Here is a 21,117-nt window from a genome sequence, read left to right on the forward strand (position 1 = left end):
GGCCCATGCTACTAGTTTTAATAGCATGGGCTTGATATTTTTTTTAGTGGACAGCAGGCATTCTATTTAGAAAGTGATTCAAGAACCTTGCTGCGTCAACCTCGGTGCAGACATTGATTTTTTCTTTTCCTTCTGAAACCTGCACCGTCCTGCCGTCCTCTTCCCCTTCAGTAATGACGCCAACTCCTATGTACTTTGCTTTCACTAAACTCGGGTCAATCGCCACACCGACTGCCAGTGGATCATGGAGACCACAGCCGCCAATTCCGGGATTAGCGGATTCATAAAAATCATGATAAAAGCTAACCATATCAGCAAAAAAATCCCCGACTTCGGATCCAGATTTCCGCCACGCATCCACATTTTCTCTTGGCAACAAGGTCTGCATCGTCACATCTAAGCCGACTAAGGTAATCGGTAATCCAGATGAGAACACGAGTTTTGCAGCCTCGGGATCAGTAATAATATTCGCTTCCGCGTGTGGATTCACGTTTCCAGGTACAAAAACGGCTCCACCCATAATCACCACGTCATTTACAAGTTCGACAATCTCCGGCGCCTTTTGAACCGCTAGGGCCAGGTTTGTTAACGGCCCCACAGCAATAATCGTTACCTCCTGAGGAAGCTTTTTTACCTGTTCGATGATAAAATCGACAGCAGACTCTGATTCCGCTGATGTTTGAGGTTCAAAATCCAGTACATTACCTAATCCATCTTCCCCGTGCACATGTTTCGCATAGCCTTCACGCGGTTGACGATTTAGGGGCTTGTCCGCACCCGCAAATACCGGTATCTTTTTTCCAAGCTTCTCTAAAACAGCCAACGTGTTTCGGGTCGCCTCATCAACTGCCACATTTCCGTAGCATGTCGTTAACCCCATAATATCAAGCTCAGGCGAGTTCACCGCATACGCAATCGCCATCGCATCATCAATTCCTGTATCCACATCAAAAATAACCTTCTTCATCGTTTACCTCCTTGGGACAGAGGGACAGGTCCCTTGACCCACCATTTTTTTCCTGGGACGAGGGACCTGTCCCCGTGACCCACTATTGGCCAGGCTTACCTGTCCCTAGTATTTTTTTTGTTTCTTCAAGTGTTGGCATTGACGCTTGGGCGCCTTTTTTAGTGACGGTTAGGGCGCCGACTGCATTTGCAAATTCTGTTGCCTCTTGCAGGTTTTTACCGCTTGCGAGTGCTGTAGCAAGTGCGCCTGCAAATGCATCACCCGCTGCTGTTGTATCAACCGCAACCACTGCGTGCGGATCGACAGCAAACACGTTTTCTTCTCTCGACACCACAACGCCTTTTCCACCAAGCTTTGCAAAAACAATCCCCACACCTTTATTCAAAAGCCAACTGCTTGCCTTTTTAGCGGATTCCACATCCGCAATTTTCGTATCAGCCACAACCCCTAACTCGCTCTCATTCGGAACAATGTAGTTCACCTTTTTTAATAGCTCGTCGGGTAGCTTTCTTGCAGGCGCAGGATCGAGCATAACTGGGATATTATGTGCATGCGCGATATTCGCAACTTCAATCACCGTCTCCAAAGGTATCTCCAGCTGTATCATCACAAGCTTTGCCTTACTGATGACCTCTTCGTGTTGCCTTACATATTCCGGTGTCACATGGTCGTTGGCACCTGGCGAAACAACGATACTATTATCCCCCTCGGCATTTACACTTATCACCGCAACGCCTGATGAAACACCGCTGACTTTTTCAATATACGAAGTGTCCGCACCGACTTCATTCAAACCGTTTAAAAGTTGCTCACCAAAAAGATCGTCTCCGACACAGCCAAGCATCGCAACCGATGCCCCAAGCTTCGCGGCAGCATACGCTTGGTTGCCACCTTTCCCACCGTTGCCTGTAAAAAAGCCATGACCGAGCACCGTCTCACCCCATTCAGGGCGCTCCTTCACATTCACCACCATATCCACATTCAAACTACCCACCACAACAACATCCGCACTCATCCAACAACCCCCTAATGGGACCTTTGACTAGTCCCAATTTAAAAAAACACGATTTTCATATAGAATATTATAGACAAACAAATGAGCTGTAGCAAAATCTATTGCGGTGAAACAAATTAGGAGGAATATACATATGCATCAAACTGCAGATATTATGGAGGCAACGAAGTACATTTTGAGTAAAACGGACCATCGGCCGACTATTGGGATGATTCTTGGTTCTGGGCTTGGCACGCTTGCGGATGAAATTGAAAATGCAATCATCATCCCTTACAACGAGATTCCCCATTTTGCGAAATCGGAAGCGGTTGGCCATGCGAATGAGCTTGTGATTGGACAATTGATGGGAAAAACTGTTGCGGCAATGAAGGGTCGGTTCCACTATTATGAGGGCTTCACGCTAGATGAAGTGACTTTTCCCGTACGTGTTATGAAAGCACTGGGCATTGAAAATCTACTAATCACAAACGCATGTGGAGCTGTGAATACGAGCTTTAGCCCAGGAGATCTGATGTTAATTACGGATCACATTAATTTAGTTGGGACAAATCCGTTGATTGGTCCGAACAATCCTGAATTAGGAACCCGTTTCCCTGATGTGTCCGAAGTTTACAACAAAGGACTGCGAGGAATTGCGACTGCGGTTGCTGATGAAAAAAAGATTACACTACAACAAGGTGTGTATGCCTGGTGGAGTGGTCCTGCTTACGAAACGCCAGCTGAGATACGGATGATCCGTACCCTTGGGGCCGATGCAGTTGGAATGTCAACCGTCCCAGAAGCAATTGTCGCTGTACACTCAAGCATGAAGGTTCTTGGTATTTCATGTTTAACCAACATGGCCTGCGGAATCTTAGACCAACCCCTAAGCCACGATGAAGTAATCGAGGTAGCAGGTAGAGTTAAAACAAAGTTCATCGAACTCGTCAAAGGTGTTTTAGAGAGAGTGGAATAGGGTCAAGGAGACAGGTTCCTTGACCAACCATTTTTTACTGGGACAAGGGACCTGTCCCTCCGTCCCACGTAGAGCAGGGGGCTCTCCCTCTGCCCATTATTAGTCTCTTTCAAAATCCAATACGACTGCGGTTGCAGCTCCCAAGGACTGAGAAAATGGCTCTTCGTTGAAATGTATATGTGTTTTGGAGAATGGGATTTTGAGTGCGTTTTTTTCGAGATACGCCATGAGGGAATGTTGGAATGCTTCATTTCGATTGTATGGACTATCGATAACAATCCTACCTGGGTTCAGTAAATGAATAATATTAATGAGTGAAGTCCCTAAATACATTCCGTATTTCTTAAGTTGAGCCTCAATCTGTTTTTCTTTTACCTCAACTGAACCCCACATACCGGTAGCTTCCATGTGCCCCATCCACTCTTGATATGCTTTCCTGCTTATCAGTTTCTCTAAACATCCATGTTGACCACACCCGCATAATGGTCCATTTGCATCAACAGAAATATGACCGATTTCCCCCAATGTCCAACTGTCCCCATTCCATATATGCCCTTCAGACGTAAAGGCACCTCCGATTCCATCTCCAATTCGGATATAAAAGGAACTTTTTGAACCCGACTCATCACCCATTCCATCTGAACATAACGAAGCCATGTTTACATTATTTTGGACGATAATCGGAACTGCGATCTTATCTTTTAACTCTTCATAAATCTTGAAATTTTTCCATCCAAGATTTGTAGAATGATACACAATCCCCTCATCCGCATTCACAATTCCTGGGATCCCAATTCCGACACCTACTACTTCCGGATGTTCAAGCAACAGGCTATCCACTATTTTTTGAACTAGCTTAATCACCTTTTCCTTATCTTTTCCCTCTACTTCCAAAAACCCGCTTGCAATGGGATTTAAGAAAAAGTCTGTAACTGTATACTTTATACCATTATGGTGAACGGCGATGCCTATCGCCTTAAAGGCATTCTGATTTAATTCAATAACAATTTTTGGCCGGCCAGCTCCTTTTAAATCTTTGACTCCAACTTCTTTGATGATTCCATCCTTTACGTATTGATCGACAATTAGGGAAATCGTATTTTTGCTAACACCCATGACTTTCGCCAAGTCTTTTCTTGAGGTCTGCCGATATTTACGCAAAAGAGATAAAACCTTTTTCTGATTTTGTTCACGTAGAACCCCTGGGCCTCTTGTTCTCATTTCACTATCCTCATCTCTTTCGTCCAATAACATACCGTTATTATACCAAGTGATGCAATCAAATGCGCCTTGCGTGTTTGCGCCCGATTTTTAGGCCCACAGGAAGTGGGTCATAAAGACGTTGCCACAGGATGTGGCGTTTTTAGTCTTTGAACTTAATGCTTGAAAAATTTCCGCTGAAAAAGCATCCGCCGGAGGCTTAACTTTATTCAGTCCGATTTTGACCCCCGACCGAATTGTTTACTCTTTTTACATTCATCCCCCACTTTTAGAAATAGGGACATCTGCTGAATAAAGTTATAGTTTCCTAATTTTATGCTTAAAATGTGAAATAAACTGATTATTCCATTCATCCCCACCAGTCGCATTGCCACTTTTCCAAATTGGCGGTTGGATTCCTTGTTCTACTAGTTTAGCGGTGGCTTCCATTGCAATGGAATTTAAAATAAATGCGTTCACGAAGGTCGAAACCGCTCCTACCTTTTGCTCCAGATTTTCAATTTCAATAACGGCGTCGCCGACATCTACTTTTGAGTCAATCGCAAGGTCAACGACATCATGAAGATTTTGTTTTGAGGGGTGTCTTGCTGGATGTCCCTCAGGTGTATCTAAGGCATGCTGCTTTGAGGATACACCTATTGTTTTTACACCTAATCGTTTTGCCTCTAGAGCAGCATCGATTGTTGCAGCATTAATTCCGTAGGCATTGATAATGATTAATAGATCACCAGTTTGCAAACCGTAATCATGTAACACAATCTTTCCATAGCCTGGTGTTCGCTCGATTGCCATGGAACGTAGCGCCCCTCCACTTAATAGTGTCCCTTCATCTAAAATAGCACTCACATGCATAAGTCCACCCGCACGAAAGAATAATTCCTGGGAGGCTAAATTGGAGTGTCCACCTGGCCCGTATGCATAGACAATTTTATCTTCCTTAATGTGATGAGCCACCACATCGGCAGCCTTCATAATATTCGCTGATTCTGTCTCAATTACCTTATCCATATAAACTTTTACTTTTTCATAGTATTCAAGTGCATACTTCATTCCATTTACCCCTTCTACACTGTTATTTTCTTATATAAAACGTCTCCAGCCTTTATCGTTTCGACCACTTCCATCCATTCATTATGCTTTTCATATAAAACGCAATCTGCAGGAGCTCCTACTTGAAGTCCTTTTGCCTGATTCAACTTCATAATTGTTGAAGGTAAAACCGAAGCTTTATCAATTGCTGTCGGTAAGTCCGTGATTCCCATTTGAACAATCCGATTTACACCCCAGAGGATGCTTTGGGCCGAGCCAGCCAGTAATCGCGGTTCTCCTTTTAAATGAAGCCGACCTTCCTCTGTTAATGTAACCTCACCACCCACAGAAGCTATGTAATCACCAGCAGGAAGACCTGCTAATGCAACACTATCGCTGATGATGAGCATTTTCTCATTTTTGACCTTCTCTATTACCTTCAATACGGAAGGTGGCAAATGAAATCCGTCGGCAATTACAGTTGCAGCTAAATCGTCCTCCGCTAGCTGATCCCACAAATAGTTCGGGTGTCGTGGCAGCTTGACATGGGCTCCATTACCCAAATGAGTTGACATTTTTGCGCCTGCTTTTACTGCCCTTTGAATCTGCTCTGACGTCGCATTTGTATGCCCAATTGAAATAAGCACTCCAGAATTTGAAGCCGATTTTATAAATTCATCGGCATGTTCCCACTCCGGTGATAGGGTTACAATTTTAATCAATCCATTCACAGATTCATTTAATCTCTTAAAAAACTCCCAATCTGGCTGCTTAATATAATCAAGATGATGTGCTCCCCTTGGACCATCTTCCATAGATAAAAATGGACCCTCTAAATGAATCCCCGGTATCATTTTCTTAACAAGCTCGTTCTTAGAAATAGCACTTGAAATCATACACACTAGTTTTACTAAACTTTCATACGAATTTGTAATAACAGTTGGATAAAAGGAAGTTACACCCTGCTCGAGCAGATGATAACAAACGCGTTCAATTTCCGATTCCTTCGTAGCAAGTGAATTAAAATCAATCCCCATATATCCATTAACCTGCAAGTCAACAAATCCCGGAGCAAGATAAGTCTCGTTTTCAACTTCTGCCGGTTCAATCGATTCAATCATTCCATCTCTAATCTCAATACGGACACCGCAATCTTCTTTATAATGAATGCCTTCAATGACAAGTTTTTCATTCGCCATCCTGTTGTTCATCTCCAAATGAATTTTGATCCACGTAAAGATAAGCATTCTCATGTGTTCTCAAAATCGATGCCGGACATTCCGTACTAATTGGCCCATTTAAAGTTTGATAGACTGCCTGCCGTTTCGTACTGCCTGGAACCATACAGTACATGTATTTCGCAGATAGTAACGTAGGAATTGTTAACGTTAAAGCAAAAAGAGGAACCTCTTCTATCGTGGAAAAGCAGCCATCATTGACTTGTTGTTGTCTACAAATATCATCAAGCTCCACCTTTTTGATAACCTTTTCATCCTCAAAATCCGCAACCGGTGGGTCATTAAATGCGATGTGACCATTTTCGCCTATTCCAAGACAAACGATATCAATTGGTTGCTTTTGAAGAAGCTGTGAGTACCGTTCTACTTCATTTTCATTTGAACTATCAAGTAAATGAACCTCTTTGAATGGAACTTTCGTAAACAATCTTTCTTTTAAAAAGTTTTGAAACAGCTGTGGCGCTTCCTTATCAAGTCCCACATACTCATCCATGTGAAAAGCGATAATCTGATTCCAATTAATTCTGTCGTCACCTATTAAATGTTGCAAAAACTCATTCTGTGAAGGAGCTGCAGCAAAAACCATACGTATCTCTGCTTGGTTTTGCTGTAACTTTACTAGTTGGTTCGCCACATCGCGAGCCGCATATTCTCCCATTTCATTACGCGTTGTAAAAACGTAGTATGTTAATTGATCCTTCTGTCCACTCTTTTTAAAATTCACTTTCATTCACCTTCTAGTATGTTATCGATTGCATTCTTGATTATTTTTTCCGTTTTTATGTGAAAAGGGGCCGGTAAGCCAAAGTAGTAAATAAACTCCTCCGCCTCATAGCCACCTTCCATTAGCTGTGTTTGGCTTGGAATATATCCAATCATTCCATTACTGTATCCAAGGGCAAGAACCCCTGAATCAATCTTTTTTACGTATTGACTGTAGTGCTGAACCATTTCACCGTTAAAAAAGATAAAACGGAGCCTACTGCTTATATCTAGATATTGTATTTCTAGTTGTGTTTTATTTTTATCTTGCCAATTCTGTTCGATATGTTGTTTCCATATACGAATAACTTCGGGTTCCATTTCTTCATTGACGGTATACTCTTCTTGAAAGGGTAAGGGAACCTGGGAGGAATAAGCTTCTAATCTATCAGAATGTATCATTTCTGCATCACTTATGTTTATCCCAGATATAATATCCTCTGCTAATTGGTTCCCAATTGCCTCCATGTCTTGTAGGCTTCCCCTAAAAAAGGTATGATCTTTTATTAAAGCTGGCCTAACATCGCCACAGCACCCCTGCAAAAAGCCAATCACTGCGTGTTGATAGGTCTCTTTTAATCTCGCACAACAAACTCCGGTATATTCCGATGAGACCACATTTGCATCTGTTGATGTTGGATGACAGGCGTGGTGAATCAACATTGCCTTCATATCTTGTTTTCTATTTTCAAACGTGATGATGGTTACCTCTTTGTCGATTGGAACACTCGGATTCGGGCTCATCACCATTTTATTTTCGTACTGTAATCGACGGTAAACACCAATATCACTTGAAGTTTTCCTTCTCACGATCGTCACTGGTTCTTTGTTGGTGATGGCGCATTTAACACTTTTCAGTATGATGTCTTCCAATGACTCTATAAAACTCTGATCTCTGACACCTAAGAGACTCGTAAAAGCATCACTTGTTTGCGGACCAGAATGGTTATGTGTGGAATGAAAACAAATGGAAGCTACCTTTACAGAATACTCATCTGCCACTCTTTTTCTCCATGTATTCACAAGTTGATCATCCCACCAAATGACATCTCCAATGAAGAGTAAAAAAGGCTTTCCATTTTGTTCAAAATAATAGGTTTTTAGAAAAAGTGGAGAATGAACCTCCATAGCCTTCCCTTCTCGATGTGCAAATCCCGCCAACTGAACTGGTAGCCGCGGTGTCATGTCAATCTCATACGTTCCAAGAAGCAAAGTCATGATTCATTCCCCTTTTCAAAATAACTTCAAAATCAGAATAAAATTTCGGAGAATATGGAAGGGGTCTTTGACTGGCAACGCGACTACTTTTTGTAACGGCTCACCCTGTCTATCCCGAATTTGAATCCATTCTCCTATTTCCTTGTCTGGATTAGGAAAGGTTGAAAAACTATATTCAAAAAACGTTTTATACCAGTGTAAAAAGAATTCTTCTTTTGTATGCTTGTAAAGCAATAGCACAGTGTAAAGCGCCTCTGAATGTGGCCACCAAAGCTTTGTATCCCACGTATCGAGAATTAATTTTTCATACGGGTCGTTTATTAGCCTTCCCGCTGGTTCTGTTCCATTTTTATCTACAAACCGAAGTAATCCTCCATGTTCATCATCCCAACCTAATTTAATCGCCTGCCGTGTTACGTTTGATAAAATTTGTAGGTTTTTATGCTGATCCTCTTTATCCCATTCATGGAGGCTATGAACATGGAACCAAACTGATTCTAAAGCGTGCCCAGGGTTTACGTGATTCGCAAGTAAAGTGTCTTCATTGCTCGAATCCTTTGGTCTCAACTCTACTATTCTTCCATCCTCAAGAATGAGTTCTTGTAGGATTCTCTCGCTTATTTGTTTTGCCTTTTTCACAACTGGTTTGGTAAATTTTTCAGCTGTTTCTTCCACCTCTTGGGCAACGTTAAGCATGATCATCTGGATGGAATGGGATGAATAGCCAACCGGAATCGGATAGGGTTCTGTTCTAAAATGACCTTGATCAATTCGCTGATGAATCGATTCATAGACTTGATATGCTTGTTCAAATGCCGTCTCATCCGCAAATACATCTGCATATTTAGTAACCCCAATGACATAAAAGCAATCTGCAAACACACTAATATCTTCTTGACCCTTAATTGGCTTTCCATCATGAGTTACTGCATATAGAACGTGCTGATTTTTCATGACCGTGTGGTTTATTAAGAAATGATACGTCTTATCTGCCATTTCTTTTAAGTATTGTTTGTTTAAACTAACTTTTCCTTGTTCTGATAATCGATAGAGCTCGGAACATAACCAGAGAAAACGCCCCTGTGACCACGTGTATTTATCCTTACTTACTAATGTGCTCCCATCATTAGAGAAGCAGGTAAAAACGCCACCTGTTCCATCATCAAATGCCTTTTCCCAAAAAGGCCAAAAGTTTTCTTCAATTTCCTTTTTATAAAAACTAACAAGTTGTTGAGTATCCATGACGAATCTCCTTGCTTTTTATAGAGATGGTGTAATATTCTTTGTATCCTTCGCTAACTCTTCATCAGATTTACTGATTGCCGATAACAAATCTTCAATCTCAGGCTTAACTGGTTTATTTTTATTTAATAAGCCGAGACCAATAAATATTAATCCTGAAGTAAAGATTGGAGCCCCAAGTTCAACATATAGCGCCCAGTCCACCCCATATTTTGTTAAGGCAAACATGGCAAATCCTGCAATAATGGAAGAGATCGCAGCTCTTGAATCACTGTGCTTAAAGGCAGGTAGTAATCCTAACAGCATTGGAATTGAAACAGGTCCAACCAACGCCGCAAACCAGGAGATTAATAACCCTAACACTCCTCCAAAATTATCTGAGAAAATCCCAATAATCAGTGTTAAGAAAGTGAACGTAAATGTAACAATCCTTGCAATTTTTAAAGATGTCCTTTGATCAAGTCCTTTAAATTTACCTGACATGACAGGGAGGATATCCCTTGTAATAACAGCTGAAATCGTATTTGCATCTGAGGAAGTCATCGACATAGTTGCGGCAAATAGGGAAGCCAGCACAAGACCAATTAATCCTGCTGGTAATAGTTCCTGGGTGAGTAGTGCGTATGATTGTGTAGGATCTTCTAGATTCGGTAAAATAAGTGGTGTTGCCCACATTGGGAAAAATAATATCAACGGCCACACAAGGTATAGGATTCCTGAAAAAAGAGCTGACTTCTTGGCTTCCTTCCCAGAAGGAGACGCAATGTAACGTGCGGCAAGGTTCCAAGTTCCACCGTTATAACTGAAGAATACGATGAATACGAAAACTAACACATAGCCAAGCGTATACGGTTCATTGAACGGTTGACTATTTGCAGGTGGGAGTTTATCCCAAATACCAGTTATGGATCCCCATCCACCCATTTGACTTAAAACAACAACGAACATGACAATTCCTGCAATAATTTGAACTATAAACTGTGCAAAATCTGTCCATAAATCTGCCCAAATACCACCAACTGTAATATAAATTAACGAAACAATTCCAGATAATAGAATTCCATAAACAATTGGGATTCCGGTAAACACATTAAGTAAAAGCCCGATCGCTGCCCATTTCGCACCAACATCGAATAACTTTACAAGTACACCACTCCAAGCAACTAATTGTTGGGTTGGCACATTGTAACGCATCGCTAAATATTCCGTTGGTGATTCGATATCAAGCTTAGTTCGTAACTTCGACCACCTTGGGGCCATTATATAAGCGCCTAAAATAACCGATACAACAATAGGTATCGCCCACCAAACATACAAACTAAATCCATGCGTGTAAGCTAAGCCCGCGTATGCCACAAACACCGCGCCACTATAACCTCCGACATGGTGAGAAATACCGCCTAACCACCAAGGAAGCTTTCCGCCGGCAACGAAGAAATCTTTCGACCCCTGTACTTTATTAAAAGACCAAAAACCAATGACAACCATAAGTAAGAAAAATGCTATAATGACTCCCCAATCTAGACCACTCATGTTCTTCCCCCTTTAACAATTTTTCTTCCAAAAACCCCTTGAATCACTTCATCAACTAGCAGCATTCCTTCGTTTGTAGACACCTCCTTTAATTAATCCTAATATATGACTAATTATTTTATAAAATACCACAACACTGGGTAAATGTAAAATAAATTTAGAAAATTTTGTACCTTAGTGGAATTTTAATAGATTTTAGGATTCTCCCGTAGATCTGATCCATGACGTTCAAATCTATCATTTTTGCTTATAAATTTGCACCCTTCGCTAAATTTCGATCCGTACAGACAATATTTGTCCCAAAACTGAAACCTTTTCTGCTTATAAAACGTCTAATATATTGTGCAGTTTTTGATTATCCTAATCTTAAAAAAGGTGTTGATGGAAATGAGTCGTGTTGACCGCCATTCGAAACAAAAACCGAAACGAAAATGGCCAAAAGTTCTTGGATCGATTTTTCTTGTTTTATTATTAGCAATCGGTGGATACGCCGTTTATTTATACCAATCTGTGGCGAGTACGCTTGGAAAGATGCATGAAGACCGGGGCCCTTCCGACAAACGAACCACACAGATCGATATCAGTAAAAAGGATCCGATTTCCATTCTGCTCATGGGTGTTGATGAACGCTCGGGCGACAAGGGGCGTACTGATACGTTAATTATGGTTACTGTGAATCCAAATACGAATTCCATGCAAATGTTGAGCATTCCGCGTGATACACGCGTTGAAATTGTTGGCAGAGGCACTCAAGATAAAATCAATCATGCGTACGCATTCGGTGGCGTCGATATGACGATTGATTCCGTCGAGAACTTCCTAGATGTACCGATTGATTACTATGTGAAGGTTAACATGGAAGGACTACAGCAAATCGTTGACGCCCTTGGCGGAGTCCAGGTGAACAGTACATTTGCGTTTTCTTATCAGGGTGCATCCTTCTCTGAAGGAACTCAAACTCTAAACGGGGAAGAAGCCCTTAAATATGCACGAATGAGATATGACGATCCTCGTGGTGACTTCGGTCGACAAGATCGCCAAAAGCAGGTTATCCAAGGGATTATCGACAAAGGTGCAAGCATCACTTCAGTTACAAAAATCGATGACATTCTCGGAGCACTTGGCAATAACGTCACAACTGATATCTCCTTTGACGAAATGAAAACCATTCAGGCAAACTATAAGGGAGCTCGTCATAACATCGAGCAATTCAGCATCGATGGTGTCGGCAAAACCCTAGACGCATGGTACTGGATCGTCTCCGAAGACGAACGCCAAGCCGTCTCATCCCGCTTGAAAAAACACCTAGAAATCGAATAGATAGGTCACGGAGTTCCGTGGGTCACAGGGACAGGTCCCTTGTCCCACCACCATCTTGGATTTAAAAACTAACAACCGGTTGCGATACCGGTTGTTTTTTTGTGTCTTACATGTTTTCCTCCTTTTTCCACATACTAATGAGACATGGTCATTGTTCCAAAGGAGGTCCTTATCATGAAATTTAAATTTTTACTTTGTATAGCATTATTGTTTCTTTCGGTTTCGCCTGCTTCTGCTGCGGAGAAGAAGTCACCGTTTTTTGGTGTGAGTGCAACGGTCGTGCAGGTCGAGGATGGTACATTTGAGGTAAAAACGAGTGGCGCTGAGGAAAACGAAGGGTTTGTTTTTTCACCAAGAGGGGTGAAAGGTGGAGAAACGATTGTATTTGAGGTGCAGGTGAAGGGCGAAGCCGCCGTTTACTTGCTTGTGGATGAGACTGATGCGCGAGGAACTTTTTTAGCTGAGACAGTATCCCCAGTTATTGGTTTACATGATCCGTGGCGAACGATCCAGCTTGAGGTCGAACTGCAGGATACCACCTCCCAAATCGACGCGATGGTGCTTACGAACAAACAGGAAAAAACCAAATTCATGTTTCGGAATGTAAAAGTAAGTGTAAAAAAGTAAAAGATGCCGACCCCGGCATCCTTTTTCTATGCTAAAAACAAGCCATCAACACCATCAAGAAAAAAGACCTGGGATCATCTCCCAAGTCCTACTCTACTTTTTTCGATATTTCGTCTAGCTTGGTTTCCATTCGTTTTACTCGTTTTGAAAAACGGACCACATAAACGAGTACGGCAATAAAGCTAATTGGAACGAGAAGTGCAAATAATTGAAAAAGAATGTCCCCGATATTTAACACCGCGTGAGTTCCTCTCTTCCTTTTTTTCTATAATATACCATGTCACCTGTCAAAGAGTCCATCAGCCAACTGGGACAAGGGACCTGTCCCTTTGTCCCAGAGGAAGTTACATCGGCTGCCGGGAGATTGGGCCTGTTCTATGAGAGCCTTAAGTCCCATTATTTGTCCCAGGCTTGGATGAGTTGGTTTAGTTCGCCGGCGTTTTCTTCGAGTTGTTTGGCGCTTTTGGCGACTTCTTCCATGGAGCTGCTGGATTGCTGGGCGGTTGCGGATACTTGTTCAACGCCTGCAGCTGATTCTTCTGCGACAGCCGCGATTCCTTCGATGGCTCCGCTAATTTCTTTTGTATCGTCAAGTACCCCGTATAGCGAGCTTGACATTGCCTCGATTTGTGAACCGATATCTTCAATCGTCCGTTTCAATTCATTAAAGGTTTTACCGGTCGTTTGAATTTGGTTGGTGCCTTCTTCAACGGATTGATAGCCGTCATCTAAGGATTGAACAACCTGCTTTGATTCATTTTGAATGCCTTTTACAATTTCCGTGATTTCTGAGACCGAGCTGCCAACCTGTTCAGCAAGCTTTCGAACCTCGTCGGCGACAACCGCAAATCCTCTTCCATGTTCACCTGCGCGGGCCGCCTCGATGGCTGCGTTTAATGCTAAGAGATTTGTTTGCCCCGCAATCTCCTGAATCACTTTAACAAGCTTCGTAATCTCATTTGTTTTATGATCCAGACCAACAACCAGCGCGTGTGACTGCTTCATTTTTTCATGGATGCTAGTCATTTGTTGGATTGATGTTTCCATATACGAGCTGCCGTCGTTTGTCATCGCAAGCATGCCTTGTGATTGGACCTTGATGCTATCGCCCTTAACCGCAACCTGCATGATTTCGTCCGAGAACGTGGACATTTTTTCAATCAATGTAGTAGCAGATGTCGCTTGGTCTTCTGCACCTCGTGAAAGCTCCTCCATTGTGACTGCAATCTGCTGACTACCTGCCATAACCTCATCCGCATACTGGGTCAATTCTTCACTTTGACCCGTGACATTGTCGGAAACGACCGCCATTTTCTTGACCATGCCTTTTACATTTTCATTCATCTCATTGACCGCTAAAACAAGCTGGCCAATTTCATCTTTGAGTTTCGTTTTAATTGGTTCCGATTGAAGATTGCCATTGGAAATCGCCTTCATACGACTTGCGACACTTTTCACAGGTCTAGCAATCACTACGGAGGTATAAATGGAAATCACTGTTCCTAAAATAAGCGCAGCTGCTGCGACCACAAGTCCTACAAAGTTCACTGATTGACCATATTTCACAACGTCCGCTCCAGTTGAGACGATCTGTCTTTCACGATCATCAGAAAGCTTTTTTACTTGTTCCATCAACGCATTTGACTTCGGCTGGACATACGTCTGTAAATTATGCATCGCAAGCTCGGTATCTCCGCTATCATAAGGGGCGAAAACTTTTTCCTTCATTAATTCACGCCAATTTTTCATTTCCCTTATAAGCTCTTCAACCTCTTTTATCTTCATCGCACTTAATTTTCGATCCGTTAGATCAAATTCTACCGAATAGACATCATATTCATTTTTATAGGAAATATCACCGTAAAGCACATACGCCCTCGCAAGCGCTATACTCTGGGCAATATTGTATTTCAAACTATCATATTCAAGTAAAACGGAGAGTTCCTCAGACACAACATCGTCCGTCTTCTGATTCATATTGGACACAGCTATGTAATTATAGGTCGCTAAACCTATACAAAGGATGATAATGGCAAAAAAACTAGCAAATAACCTCGTTCGAATACTTTTCATCTATGGTACCTCTTCCTCGTTGATTAGTAGAAAATCAGGCAAAAAAATAAGACCAATCACTAAAAGAATGGCCCAACATGCGTAGATTATTGGCGGCTAGGCGATCATGGTACAGTGTACTGTAGACCCTTAGCTTTGCGTCCAATCCTTTCGGAGAGTTTGCCCGATTCTGATATACGTTTTCTTCTATTAGTATATAAGTTTTTCTACTCTTCAACAATACACCACATCACAATTCCTATTACTTTTTTACCACTAAGTCTAGCAACAATTTCATAAAATCTTCCTTATTCGAAGGCAGCACCTCAGGCAACTCCACATTCACCTTCATCATCATTAAATCCCTCCATTTTTGGGAACCATGGGGACGGTTCTCTTGGTTCCTTCTATTACGTTCCATCACTAGTAATCTAGTATTGCCGGATTTTTGATAGATATACATGATGATAGAAAAATTTTAGTAGACTTGAGTGGAGTTTGGCAAAAGAGTGCTTGCGGAATATTAACCAAAAGAGGAAGAAACAAAAAAAGCCAGCCCGAGGGCTGACTACTAGTTACGAGCTGAAGCAAGTGCCTGCTCGATTACTCGCATATTTTTCAACGTTTCATCAACGCTGTACATTGGCTGATTATTTGAAAGCACACTTTCTGCAAAATGTTCCACCTGAAGCTTGTACTGGTCACCTCGGACCGTCTCTTCACGCCCGCCACCTTCACCGTTCACCACAAGCACACCGTTTCCACCTTCATTGTCTGGACGGAATGCATGCTTCGCTACAATCGAACCTTTCGTGCCGACCACTTCATACTGCGCCTTAAATGGTTGCTCAAAGCTTACATCAAAGTTCGCAACCACTCCACTTTCAAACTTCAGAGTGCCCGCTGCCGTAATGTCGACGTTATGAGTTGGATGAATGTTAGCAGTAGCCTTCACTTCAACCGGCTCCTCCCCCGTAATCAAGCGACTCGCATGGATGCAGTAGCAGCCCACATCATATAACACTCCGCCGCCAAGATCCTTTTGCATCTTGATGCTGCCAGAATTCAAATCATGGATAAAGGAGAAAGTTGAGCGAATTAGCTTCACATCCCCAATTTCGCCGGCCGCGATGATTTCCTTCACACGGTTATGCTGTGGATGGAACTGATACATGAACGCTTCCATAAAAATCACATTGTTTTCTGTAAAAGCAGCCGCCATTTCTTCAACGTCTTGTGAGGTTAATGCAGCTGGCTTTTCACAAAGCACATGCTTGCCGTGCTTCGCTGCTTCGATCGCCCATTGTTTATGTAGTTGGTTTGGAAGCGGAATGTACACCGCATCGATTTCAGGGTCATTCAATAGTTCTGTGTAGGATTCATAATGTTTAGAAATGCCAAGTTCAGCAGCAAAGTCTTTCGCCTTCCCACTTTCACTCGCAACAGCTACAACCTCTGCATTATGTGCACGTTCCATCGCTGGAATCAATGTATTTCTCGCAATTTTCGCGGTTGATAAAACACCAAAACGAACCTTTGTCATCTGAGTTCCTCCTAAATTGTTTAGATACTCAACAAATCTATATTCTCATATTTTAGGAGATTGTGAAAGGGTTTTACTTTCAGATAAACACAAAAAAGCCAGAGTTCACCCTCTGACTTCATATAAGCAATATTTATGAAATTATACAGACTGGCAATCTTTTAATTTACCAATTAGATCCTGCATAACTTCTTCAGTTGTAATAGAAGCTGTTTCTTCTACTTTTTTCTGAATGTCTACCATTATTTTTAAAAGCTGTTCAGAACTCATACTTTTTACCTACCATTCTTAATTTCCAATTAAAAACCATTTTACACTATTCAGCAAATTTTGCAAAGGAAAATTGTGACAAAATTTCAACAAAAAACCCCCAACGATTTGTCAGGGGGCGAAACTCTATTATTCTGCTAAAGGCGGTTGTTCGCCCATGTATTCTCCATTCGTAAATCCTGCAAACAGCACTTCTCCATTACCATGAACAAACGGAACTGCAACGATAGTATAAATAACTCCTGCAGGACCTGGCATCGTGACTGCTATCACCTGATTTGCCCCAGCAAACTCAAAGCCCCGTTTGCCTAGGTCTGATTTCACATTCGAAAACTCAGTCAACTTCAATGTGTTTGCAACAGCCTTATTCCGCTCCGCCCCTTGCAAAGGGGTTACCCCACATCCGCAATCTGTCCCATCCCCATGGGCAGATGCAGTATTTCCAGGTAGTACAAGCATTAACAACACAAGCACGATTCCCAAAACTTTGACAAAATTCCTCATTACGAACCCTCCCATTAGTAGCTTCATAGTACAAATTACACAGAAATCGACAAATTCCTTTATTTTCTGTAAAAATGGTACTAATGGCAGGTTACTTCAATGAAGGATGGTTCTTTCGTACTACAGATAACTCCATTAAAAAGTCAATACAACCTTACAAACCTCATCCTTATTGTTAATGACTTCTTCCAAAGCTGCTTTGATATCAGTAAATTCAAAGGTATGTGTATGCATTTTCTCAGGTGTAATGGCACCTGATTCTAGTAATTCGATGACATGTGGGAATCGATAATTATTTAGACGCGATCCGACTACATCGACACCTTTTTTTGTAAAAGCGACTTGTGGAATTTCTGACGGTTTGTTACCCGTCCCTAATGCAACGATTCGACCTGCAGGAGAAACCAATTCCAATGCCTCTTCTAAACTTCTCGGTGAACAAACGGAGTCGACAATTACTGGTATTCCCTCTCCATCGGTAAACTCCTTAATCGCTTCGGCTAAGCTCTCTTCAAGAACATTTACCACTCGGTCTGCCCCCATATCCGTTGCACGCTCTAAACGGTTGTTCACAAGGTCCGTCATGATTACTTCTGCCCCGCGTGATTTAGCCACTTGCATTACAGCAACCCCGATCGGGCCTGAACCCATAACTAACACCTTGTCGCCTTTTGTGATTCGGCCACGTTCATTCACCTCAACACCAATTGAGTATGGTTCAACTAGAGATACATAAAGTGGGTTAGTAGTATCCTTGTTTACCTTATAAGCATTTTCTTCGGTTGTTTTTACATATTCAGCAAAGCCACCGTCGCGATGTACACCTGTTACTTCCACAGTGGAGCAAACATTGTGATGGCCTGTACGGCAAGCGTAACAAGTTCCACAGCTATTGACATTATCAACAGCGACTAAGTCGCCCACTTTAACCTTCTTTACCTCGCTGCCAACAGATTCCACAATTCCTCCAAATTCATGGCCGATTAATCGTGGATATGTCGCAAGCGAGTTTGAACCATTGTAGATTCCAACATCTGAACCGCAAATCCCACCAGCGATGACTTTGATAATAACGTCTTTACTGTCTGTAATCTCTGGCTTTGGTACTTCCTTGATTTCCACCTCAAAGGGTTTATTTATCATGATCGCTTTCATATCTCATCCTCCTTATTGAGTCAGCATTACGTTGCATTTTTGTATACTTGTCGACAACTTATGATTTAAAAAAGTATCCTAACAGGTTGTACTGAACTGAAAGTCGTAGAGATTCTTTCCGTAGCCATTCCTGTATTCAGATACTTACTCTCCTTTTGAAATACTTTTTCCAACACTATCAATCATATCTTCAAAGTGCTCATTTAATATTTTATTAATTTGTTGGCTGTCCCTAGAACTTAGGAAATGCACTATATCCCGATGTTGTTTTAATAAAGGTTCAATTTCATGGGCATTCGAAGAAAATCTTTTTTCAGTTGCAACTAGCATTGCCGCATATATGATTTGGCAGATACTATTCCACAAATGTAAAATTCTATCATGACCCGTATCCACTATAATGGTCTCATGGAATTGTAAGTCATAATAAGCAAACTCCATATAGTTTCCGTGCTTAGCTGCCATTTCCATTTTATCAATGGTGACAGAAAGCTTTTGAACCGTTGTTTCACAATCATCAGCTAAAAGTTTATTAATGGCAAAGTTTTCGATGAGAATCCGTACATCATACAACTCACTCATCCCTTTAGGGGTTAGACCTTGTACAATAGCGCCCATTCTTTCAAGTCGAATTAAACCTTCGTGTTGCAGGATTTTTAATGCCTCTCTTACAGGCGATCGACTTGTTCCAAATTTAGAAGCGATTTGATTTTCCGATAACGTCTCACCATTTTTAATCGTACCGTTAATAATTTCTAAGCGAAGCTCGTATGCTATTTTTTCTCCCAATGAAGCACCGGGTAAATCCGTAACAGGCTCCAAATATCCTCCCACCTTTCAATCTTCTATCTTTAGGATAATTTAAAGAATATCCTTTCGCAAGAGGAGTTAAAGCGCTTTCACCTCATTTTTCTGCCAATAGGTCCTATTATTCATTCCAAAGCACTTTAACAACAGCCTTTTTTACTGGCTTCGGTGCGCTTGTGTACATCCCTGGCATATGAGCATCCTCTGGTGTAAAGAGAGCGAACATGCCTTCTTTCACAAGAACGCGGTCCTCTGCTTTCGTTTCCAAGAAGTAAAGATCTCTCTCCTTCAACTCTTCTACAACTCTTGTATTCTCGATATTTGTATATCCCATTTTCTCCTCACCACGAATGATGTACTGCACATCAGCATAGCGAGAATGACATTCAAAACGCGCTTCTTCGATTCCTTTTGTTTCATATTCATGAATTTGGATAAAAACCCTATCGCCCTCAATTTCGTATTCCCCAACAGGAAGTTCCATTAGGTCCGTTTCGCGTAAATAGTCGAGTGCCATTTTCAAACGTGGTCGCACACCTTCATACAAATGAGCATTTGCTAATTTATCAATAATCACAATGATTCCTCCAATGCGAGATCGCCATTAATCGTTGTAATGATTCTTCACCAATTCTTCCATGACTTTACTTGTCCTTAAGGCCGTTTCACCCGTACATGAACAATTTGCATCTACACCTGTAAGTTCTGCAACGATCGTTTCAATCAACGGCTGATGAACATGCTTTGGCTGTTCAAAGCTCCATTCCTCTGTGCCTTTAGAAGTTGTAAGGATAATCGGGTCATTGCTAAAAGTGGAAAAAGAAAGCTTTCCTTTACTGCCAATGATTTCATTCATATCTACATTTTCAAAGGCGGAAAAACACCAGCTGCCTGTTCCGTGGACGCCTGATTCAAACAAATAAGTGCCCGTTACAATATCTTCAGCAGGGTAATGTCCAGCTTGATTGGACGCAAAGCCCTGTACTTCTGCAATCGGACCTAGTAAAAAGTCTAATATATCAATGGTATGGCTCGCTAAATCAAAAAACAATCCTCCACCCGCTAGTTCCGGTTGAACACGCCATGGTAGATTGTCCTTGTCCAAAAAATCTTCAGCTACCTTTTGATATTGAGTCGTTTTCACAAAACGAACCTCACCAATTGCATTCGATTCAATTAGTTCCTTGATTTTTAAAAATCTCTGCATCGCTCGACGGTAAAAGGAAACATATAATGGTACTCCTGCTTCCTTGCAAACTGCGATCATTTCCTCGCACTCCGCACTATTTAACGCCATCGGTTTCTCTACATACACTGGTTTGCCTGCTTGTGCAACCATAATCGCATATTCCTTGTGTGAGGCAGGTGGTGTGGCGATATAGACGGCATCAACCTCAGGGTCATTTATTAGTGCATCCGCATCATCATACCATTTTGGGACATGATGACGTTCTGCATAATCCTTTGCAAGCGCACCCGTTCTGCGCATAACGGCAACTAGTTCCGAGTTCTCAATTTTTTGAAACGCAGGCCCACTTTTCACTTCAGTGACATCCCCGCAACCAATAATGCCCCAACGAACTTTTTCTAATCCCATATCACTTTAACCTCCCTATTGGGTCAGAGGGACAGGTCCCTTGTCCCACCAATTTTTTCCTG

At 41.8% G+C, this 21,117-nt stretch carries 21 protein-coding genes and 1 riboswitch; of the genes, 3 read left to right on the forward strand and 18 right to left on the reverse strand.

The annotated features are described in order from the left end of the window. Nucleotides 1-43 precede the first annotated feature (43 nt). Both ACFSFW_RS16290 and rbsK read right to left on the reverse strand, forming a co-directional pair. Entirely contained in the window at nt 44-967 is a 924-nt protein-coding gene (locus ACFSFW_RS16290) for a nucleoside hydrolase (protein ID WP_388039821.1), read from the reverse strand. A gap of 82 nt (nt 968-1,049) precedes the next feature. After that, on the reverse strand, nt 1,050-1,982 hold the full coding sequence (gene rbsK / locus ACFSFW_RS16295) for a ribokinase (protein ID WP_388039823.1): 933 nt from the start codon (nt 1,980-1,982) through the stop codon (nt 1,050-1,052). Nucleotides 1,983-2,115: 133 nt separating this feature from the next. Between rbsK and ACFSFW_RS16300 the strand changes: the two genes are divergently transcribed. Then, nucleotides 2,116-2,937 carry a purine-nucleoside phosphorylase gene (locus tag ACFSFW_RS16300; RefSeq protein ID WP_388039825.1) on the forward strand — a complete coding sequence of 274 codons (822 nt, stop codon included), beginning with the start codon at nt 2,116-2,118 and terminating at the stop codon, nt 2,935-2,937. A 99-nt stretch (nt 2,938-3,036) separates the two neighbouring features. On the opposite strand, the gene ACFSFW_RS16305 is transcribed toward ACFSFW_RS16300, so the two are convergent. The 7 genes from ACFSFW_RS16305 to ACFSFW_RS16335 form a co-directional block, all read right to left on the reverse strand. Further along, entirely contained in the window at nt 3,037-4,158 is a 1,122-nt protein-coding gene (locus tag ACFSFW_RS16305; RefSeq protein WP_388039827.1) for an ROK family transcriptional regulator, read from the reverse strand. A 297-nt stretch (nt 4,159-4,455) separates the two neighbouring features. Further along, nucleotides 4,456-5,208, reverse strand: a complete 753-nt coding sequence (locus ACFSFW_RS16310; protein WP_388039829.1) for a sugar isomerase domain-containing protein — start codon at nt 5,206-5,208, stop codon at nt 4,456-4,458. Nucleotides 5,209-5,222: 14 nt separating this feature from the next. Further along, nucleotides 5,223-6,386 (reverse strand): N-acetylglucosamine-6-phosphate deacetylase, encoded by a 1,164-nt coding sequence (locus tag ACFSFW_RS16315; RefSeq protein WP_388039833.1) that lies wholly within the window; start codon nt 6,384-6,386, stop codon nt 5,223-5,225. Continuing rightward, nucleotides 6,376-7,155, reverse strand: coding sequence for a glucosamine-6-phosphate deaminase (locus tag ACFSFW_RS16320; RefSeq protein WP_388039835.1), 780 nt, complete (start codon nt 7,153-7,155; stop codon nt 6,376-6,378). Before ACFSFW_RS16320 ends, ACFSFW_RS16315 begins: the two co-directional genes overlap by 11 nt. Continuing rightward, nucleotides 7,152-8,405 carry a neutral/alkaline non-lysosomal ceramidase N-terminal domain-containing protein gene (locus ACFSFW_RS16325; protein WP_388039837.1) on the reverse strand — a complete coding sequence of 418 codons (1,254 nt, stop codon included), beginning with the start codon at nt 8,403-8,405 and terminating at the stop codon, nt 7,152-7,154. The genes ACFSFW_RS16320 and ACFSFW_RS16325 overlap by 4 nt, the downstream gene beginning before the upstream one ends. A gap of 15 nt (nt 8,406-8,420) precedes the next feature. After that, complete coding sequence (locus ACFSFW_RS16330) at nt 8,421-9,647, reverse strand: AGE family epimerase/isomerase (RefSeq protein ID WP_388039839.1); 1,227 nt, start codon at nt 9,645-9,647, stop codon at nt 8,421-8,423. A gap of 18 nt (nt 9,648-9,665) precedes the next feature. Further along, nucleotides 9,666-11,180, reverse strand: a complete 1,515-nt coding sequence (locus ACFSFW_RS16335; RefSeq protein ID WP_388039841.1) for a sodium:solute symporter family protein — start codon at nt 11,178-11,180, stop codon at nt 9,666-9,668. Between the two features lie 387 nt (nt 11,181-11,567). Between ACFSFW_RS16335 and ACFSFW_RS16340 the strand changes: the two genes are divergently transcribed. Both ACFSFW_RS16340 and ACFSFW_RS16345 read left to right on the forward strand, forming a co-directional pair. Continuing rightward, a complete protein-coding gene (locus ACFSFW_RS16340) occupies nt 11,568-12,500 on the forward strand; it encodes an LCP family glycopolymer transferase (protein ID WP_388039843.1) in 933 nt (310 codons plus the stop codon). A gap of 174 nt (nt 12,501-12,674) precedes the next feature. After that, nucleotides 12,675-13,127, forward strand: a complete 453-nt coding sequence (locus ACFSFW_RS16345; protein WP_388039845.1) for a hypothetical protein — start codon at nt 12,675-12,677, stop codon at nt 13,125-13,127. 88 nt (nt 13,128-13,215) lie between these two features. On the opposite strand, the gene ACFSFW_RS16350 is transcribed toward ACFSFW_RS16345, so the two are convergent. The 9 genes from ACFSFW_RS16350 to ACFSFW_RS16390 form a co-directional block, all read right to left on the reverse strand. Then, a complete protein-coding gene (locus ACFSFW_RS16350; RefSeq protein ID WP_388039847.1) occupies nt 13,216-13,365 on the reverse strand; it encodes a DUF4083 domain-containing protein in 150 nt (49 codons plus the stop codon). A gap of 158 nt (nt 13,366-13,523) precedes the next feature. Continuing rightward, entirely contained in the window at nt 13,524-15,200 is a 1,677-nt protein-coding gene (locus ACFSFW_RS16355; protein ID WP_388039849.1) for a methyl-accepting chemotaxis protein, read from the reverse strand. Between the two features lie 88 nt (nt 15,201-15,288). Continuing rightward, nucleotides 15,289-15,374: riboswitch (cyclic di-GMP riboswitch) on the reverse strand. Nucleotides 15,375-15,750: 376 nt separating this feature from the next. Next, nucleotides 15,751-16,722 (reverse strand): Gfo/Idh/MocA family protein, encoded by a 972-nt coding sequence (locus tag ACFSFW_RS16360; protein ID WP_388039851.1) that lies wholly within the window; start codon nt 16,720-16,722, stop codon nt 15,751-15,753. A 141-nt stretch (nt 16,723-16,863) separates the two neighbouring features. Further along, nucleotides 16,864-16,992: a YwzD family small protein gene (locus ACFSFW_RS16365; protein WP_281254553.1), complete on the reverse strand. Its 129-nt coding sequence runs from the start codon at nt 16,990-16,992 to the stop codon at nt 16,864-16,866. 129 nt (nt 16,993-17,121) lie between these two features. Continuing rightward, on the reverse strand, nt 17,122-17,496 hold the full coding sequence (locus tag ACFSFW_RS16370; protein ID WP_388039853.1) for a hypothetical protein: 375 nt from the start codon (nt 17,494-17,496) through the stop codon (nt 17,122-17,124). Between the two features lie 135 nt (nt 17,497-17,631). After that, nucleotides 17,632-18,651, reverse strand: a complete 1,020-nt coding sequence (locus ACFSFW_RS16375) for a zinc-binding alcohol dehydrogenase family protein (protein ID WP_388039854.1) — start codon at nt 18,649-18,651, stop codon at nt 17,632-17,634. A gap of 144 nt (nt 18,652-18,795) precedes the next feature. Then, nucleotides 18,796-19,473 carry a GntR family transcriptional regulator gene (locus ACFSFW_RS16380; protein ID WP_388039856.1) on the reverse strand — a complete coding sequence of 226 codons (678 nt, stop codon included), beginning with the start codon at nt 19,471-19,473 and terminating at the stop codon, nt 18,796-18,798. Nucleotides 19,474-19,579: 106 nt separating this feature from the next. Next, the gene (locus ACFSFW_RS16385; RefSeq protein WP_388039858.1) at nt 19,580-20,035 is read right to left on the reverse strand and encodes a NanQ anomerase/TabA/YiaL family protein; all 456 of its coding nucleotides are present in this window, start codon (nt 20,033-20,035) and stop codon (nt 19,580-19,582) included. Between the two features lie 27 nt (nt 20,036-20,062). After that, nucleotides 20,063-21,055 carry a Gfo/Idh/MocA family protein gene (locus ACFSFW_RS16390; RefSeq protein WP_388039860.1) on the reverse strand — a complete coding sequence of 331 codons (993 nt, stop codon included), beginning with the start codon at nt 21,053-21,055 and terminating at the stop codon, nt 20,063-20,065. Nucleotides 21,056-21,117: the final 62 nt, after the last annotated feature.

It is taken from the genome of Ferdinandcohnia salidurans (assembly GCF_042680725.1).
Taxonomy (GTDB): Bacteria; Bacillota; Bacilli; order Bacillales; family Bacillaceae_L; genus Ferdinandcohnia; species Ferdinandcohnia salidurans.

Coding starts and splice junctions, on each gene's coding strand:
- ACFSFW_RS16370 (WP_388039853.1), bottom strand. CDS start 17,496: ATGAGGAATTTTGTCAAAGTTTTGGGAATCGTGCTTGTGTTGTTAATG.
- ACFSFW_RS16305 (WP_388039827.1), bottom strand. CDS start 4,158: ATGAGAACAAGAGGCCCAGGGGTTCTACGTGAACAAAATCAGAAAAAG.
- rbsK (WP_388039823.1), bottom strand. CDS start 1,982: ATGAGTGCGGATGTTGTTGTGGTGGGTAGTTTGAATGTGGATATGGTG.
- ACFSFW_RS16345 (WP_388039845.1), top strand. CDS start 12,675: ATGAAATTTAAATTTTTACTTTGTATAGCATTATTGTTTCTTTCGGTT.
- ACFSFW_RS16365 (WP_281254553.1), bottom strand. CDS start 16,992: ATGAGTTCTGAACAGCTTTTAAAAATAATGGTAGACATTCAGAAAAAA.
- ACFSFW_RS16315 (WP_388039833.1), bottom strand. CDS start 6,386: ATGGCGAATGAAAAACTTGTCATTGAAGGCATTCATTATAAAGAAGAT.
- ACFSFW_RS16340 (WP_388039843.1), top strand. CDS start 11,568: ATGAGTCGTGTTGACCGCCATTCGAAACAAAAACCGAAACGAAAATGG.
- ACFSFW_RS16330 (WP_388039839.1), bottom strand. CDS start 9,647: ATGGATACTCAACAACTTGTTAGTTTTTATAAAAAGGAAATTGAAGAA.
- ACFSFW_RS16320 (WP_388039835.1), bottom strand. CDS start 7,155: ATGAAAGTGAATTTTAAAAAGAGTGGACAGAAGGATCAATTAACATAC.
- ACFSFW_RS16360 (WP_388039851.1), bottom strand. CDS start 16,722: ATGACAAAGGTTCGTTTTGGTGTTTTATCAACCGCGAAAATTGCGAGA.
- ACFSFW_RS16310 (WP_388039829.1), bottom strand. CDS start 5,208: ATGAAGTATGCACTTGAATACTATGAAAAAGTAAAAGTTTATATGGAT.
- ACFSFW_RS16290 (WP_388039821.1), bottom strand. CDS start 967: ATGAAGAAGGTTATTTTTGATGTGGATACAGGAATTGATGATGCGATG.
- ACFSFW_RS16375 (WP_388039854.1), bottom strand. CDS start 18,651: ATGAAAGCGATCATGATAAATAAACCCTTTGAGGTGGAAATCAAGGAA.
- ACFSFW_RS16355 (WP_388039849.1), bottom strand. CDS start 15,200: ATGAAAAGTATTCGAACGAGGTTATTTGCTAGTTTTTTTGCCATTATC.
- ACFSFW_RS16335 (WP_388039841.1), bottom strand. CDS start 11,180: ATGAGTGGTCTAGATTGGGGAGTCATTATAGCATTTTTCTTACTTATG.
- ACFSFW_RS16390 (WP_388039860.1), bottom strand. CDS start 21,055: ATGGGATTAGAAAAAGTTCGTTGGGGCATTATTGGTTGCGGGGATGTC.
- ACFSFW_RS16325 (WP_388039837.1), bottom strand. CDS start 8,405: ATGACTTTGCTTCTTGGAACGTATGAGATTGACATGACACCGCGGCTA.
- ACFSFW_RS16300 (WP_388039825.1), top strand. CDS start 2,116: ATGCATCAAACTGCAGATATTATGGAGGCAACGAAGTACATTTTGAGT.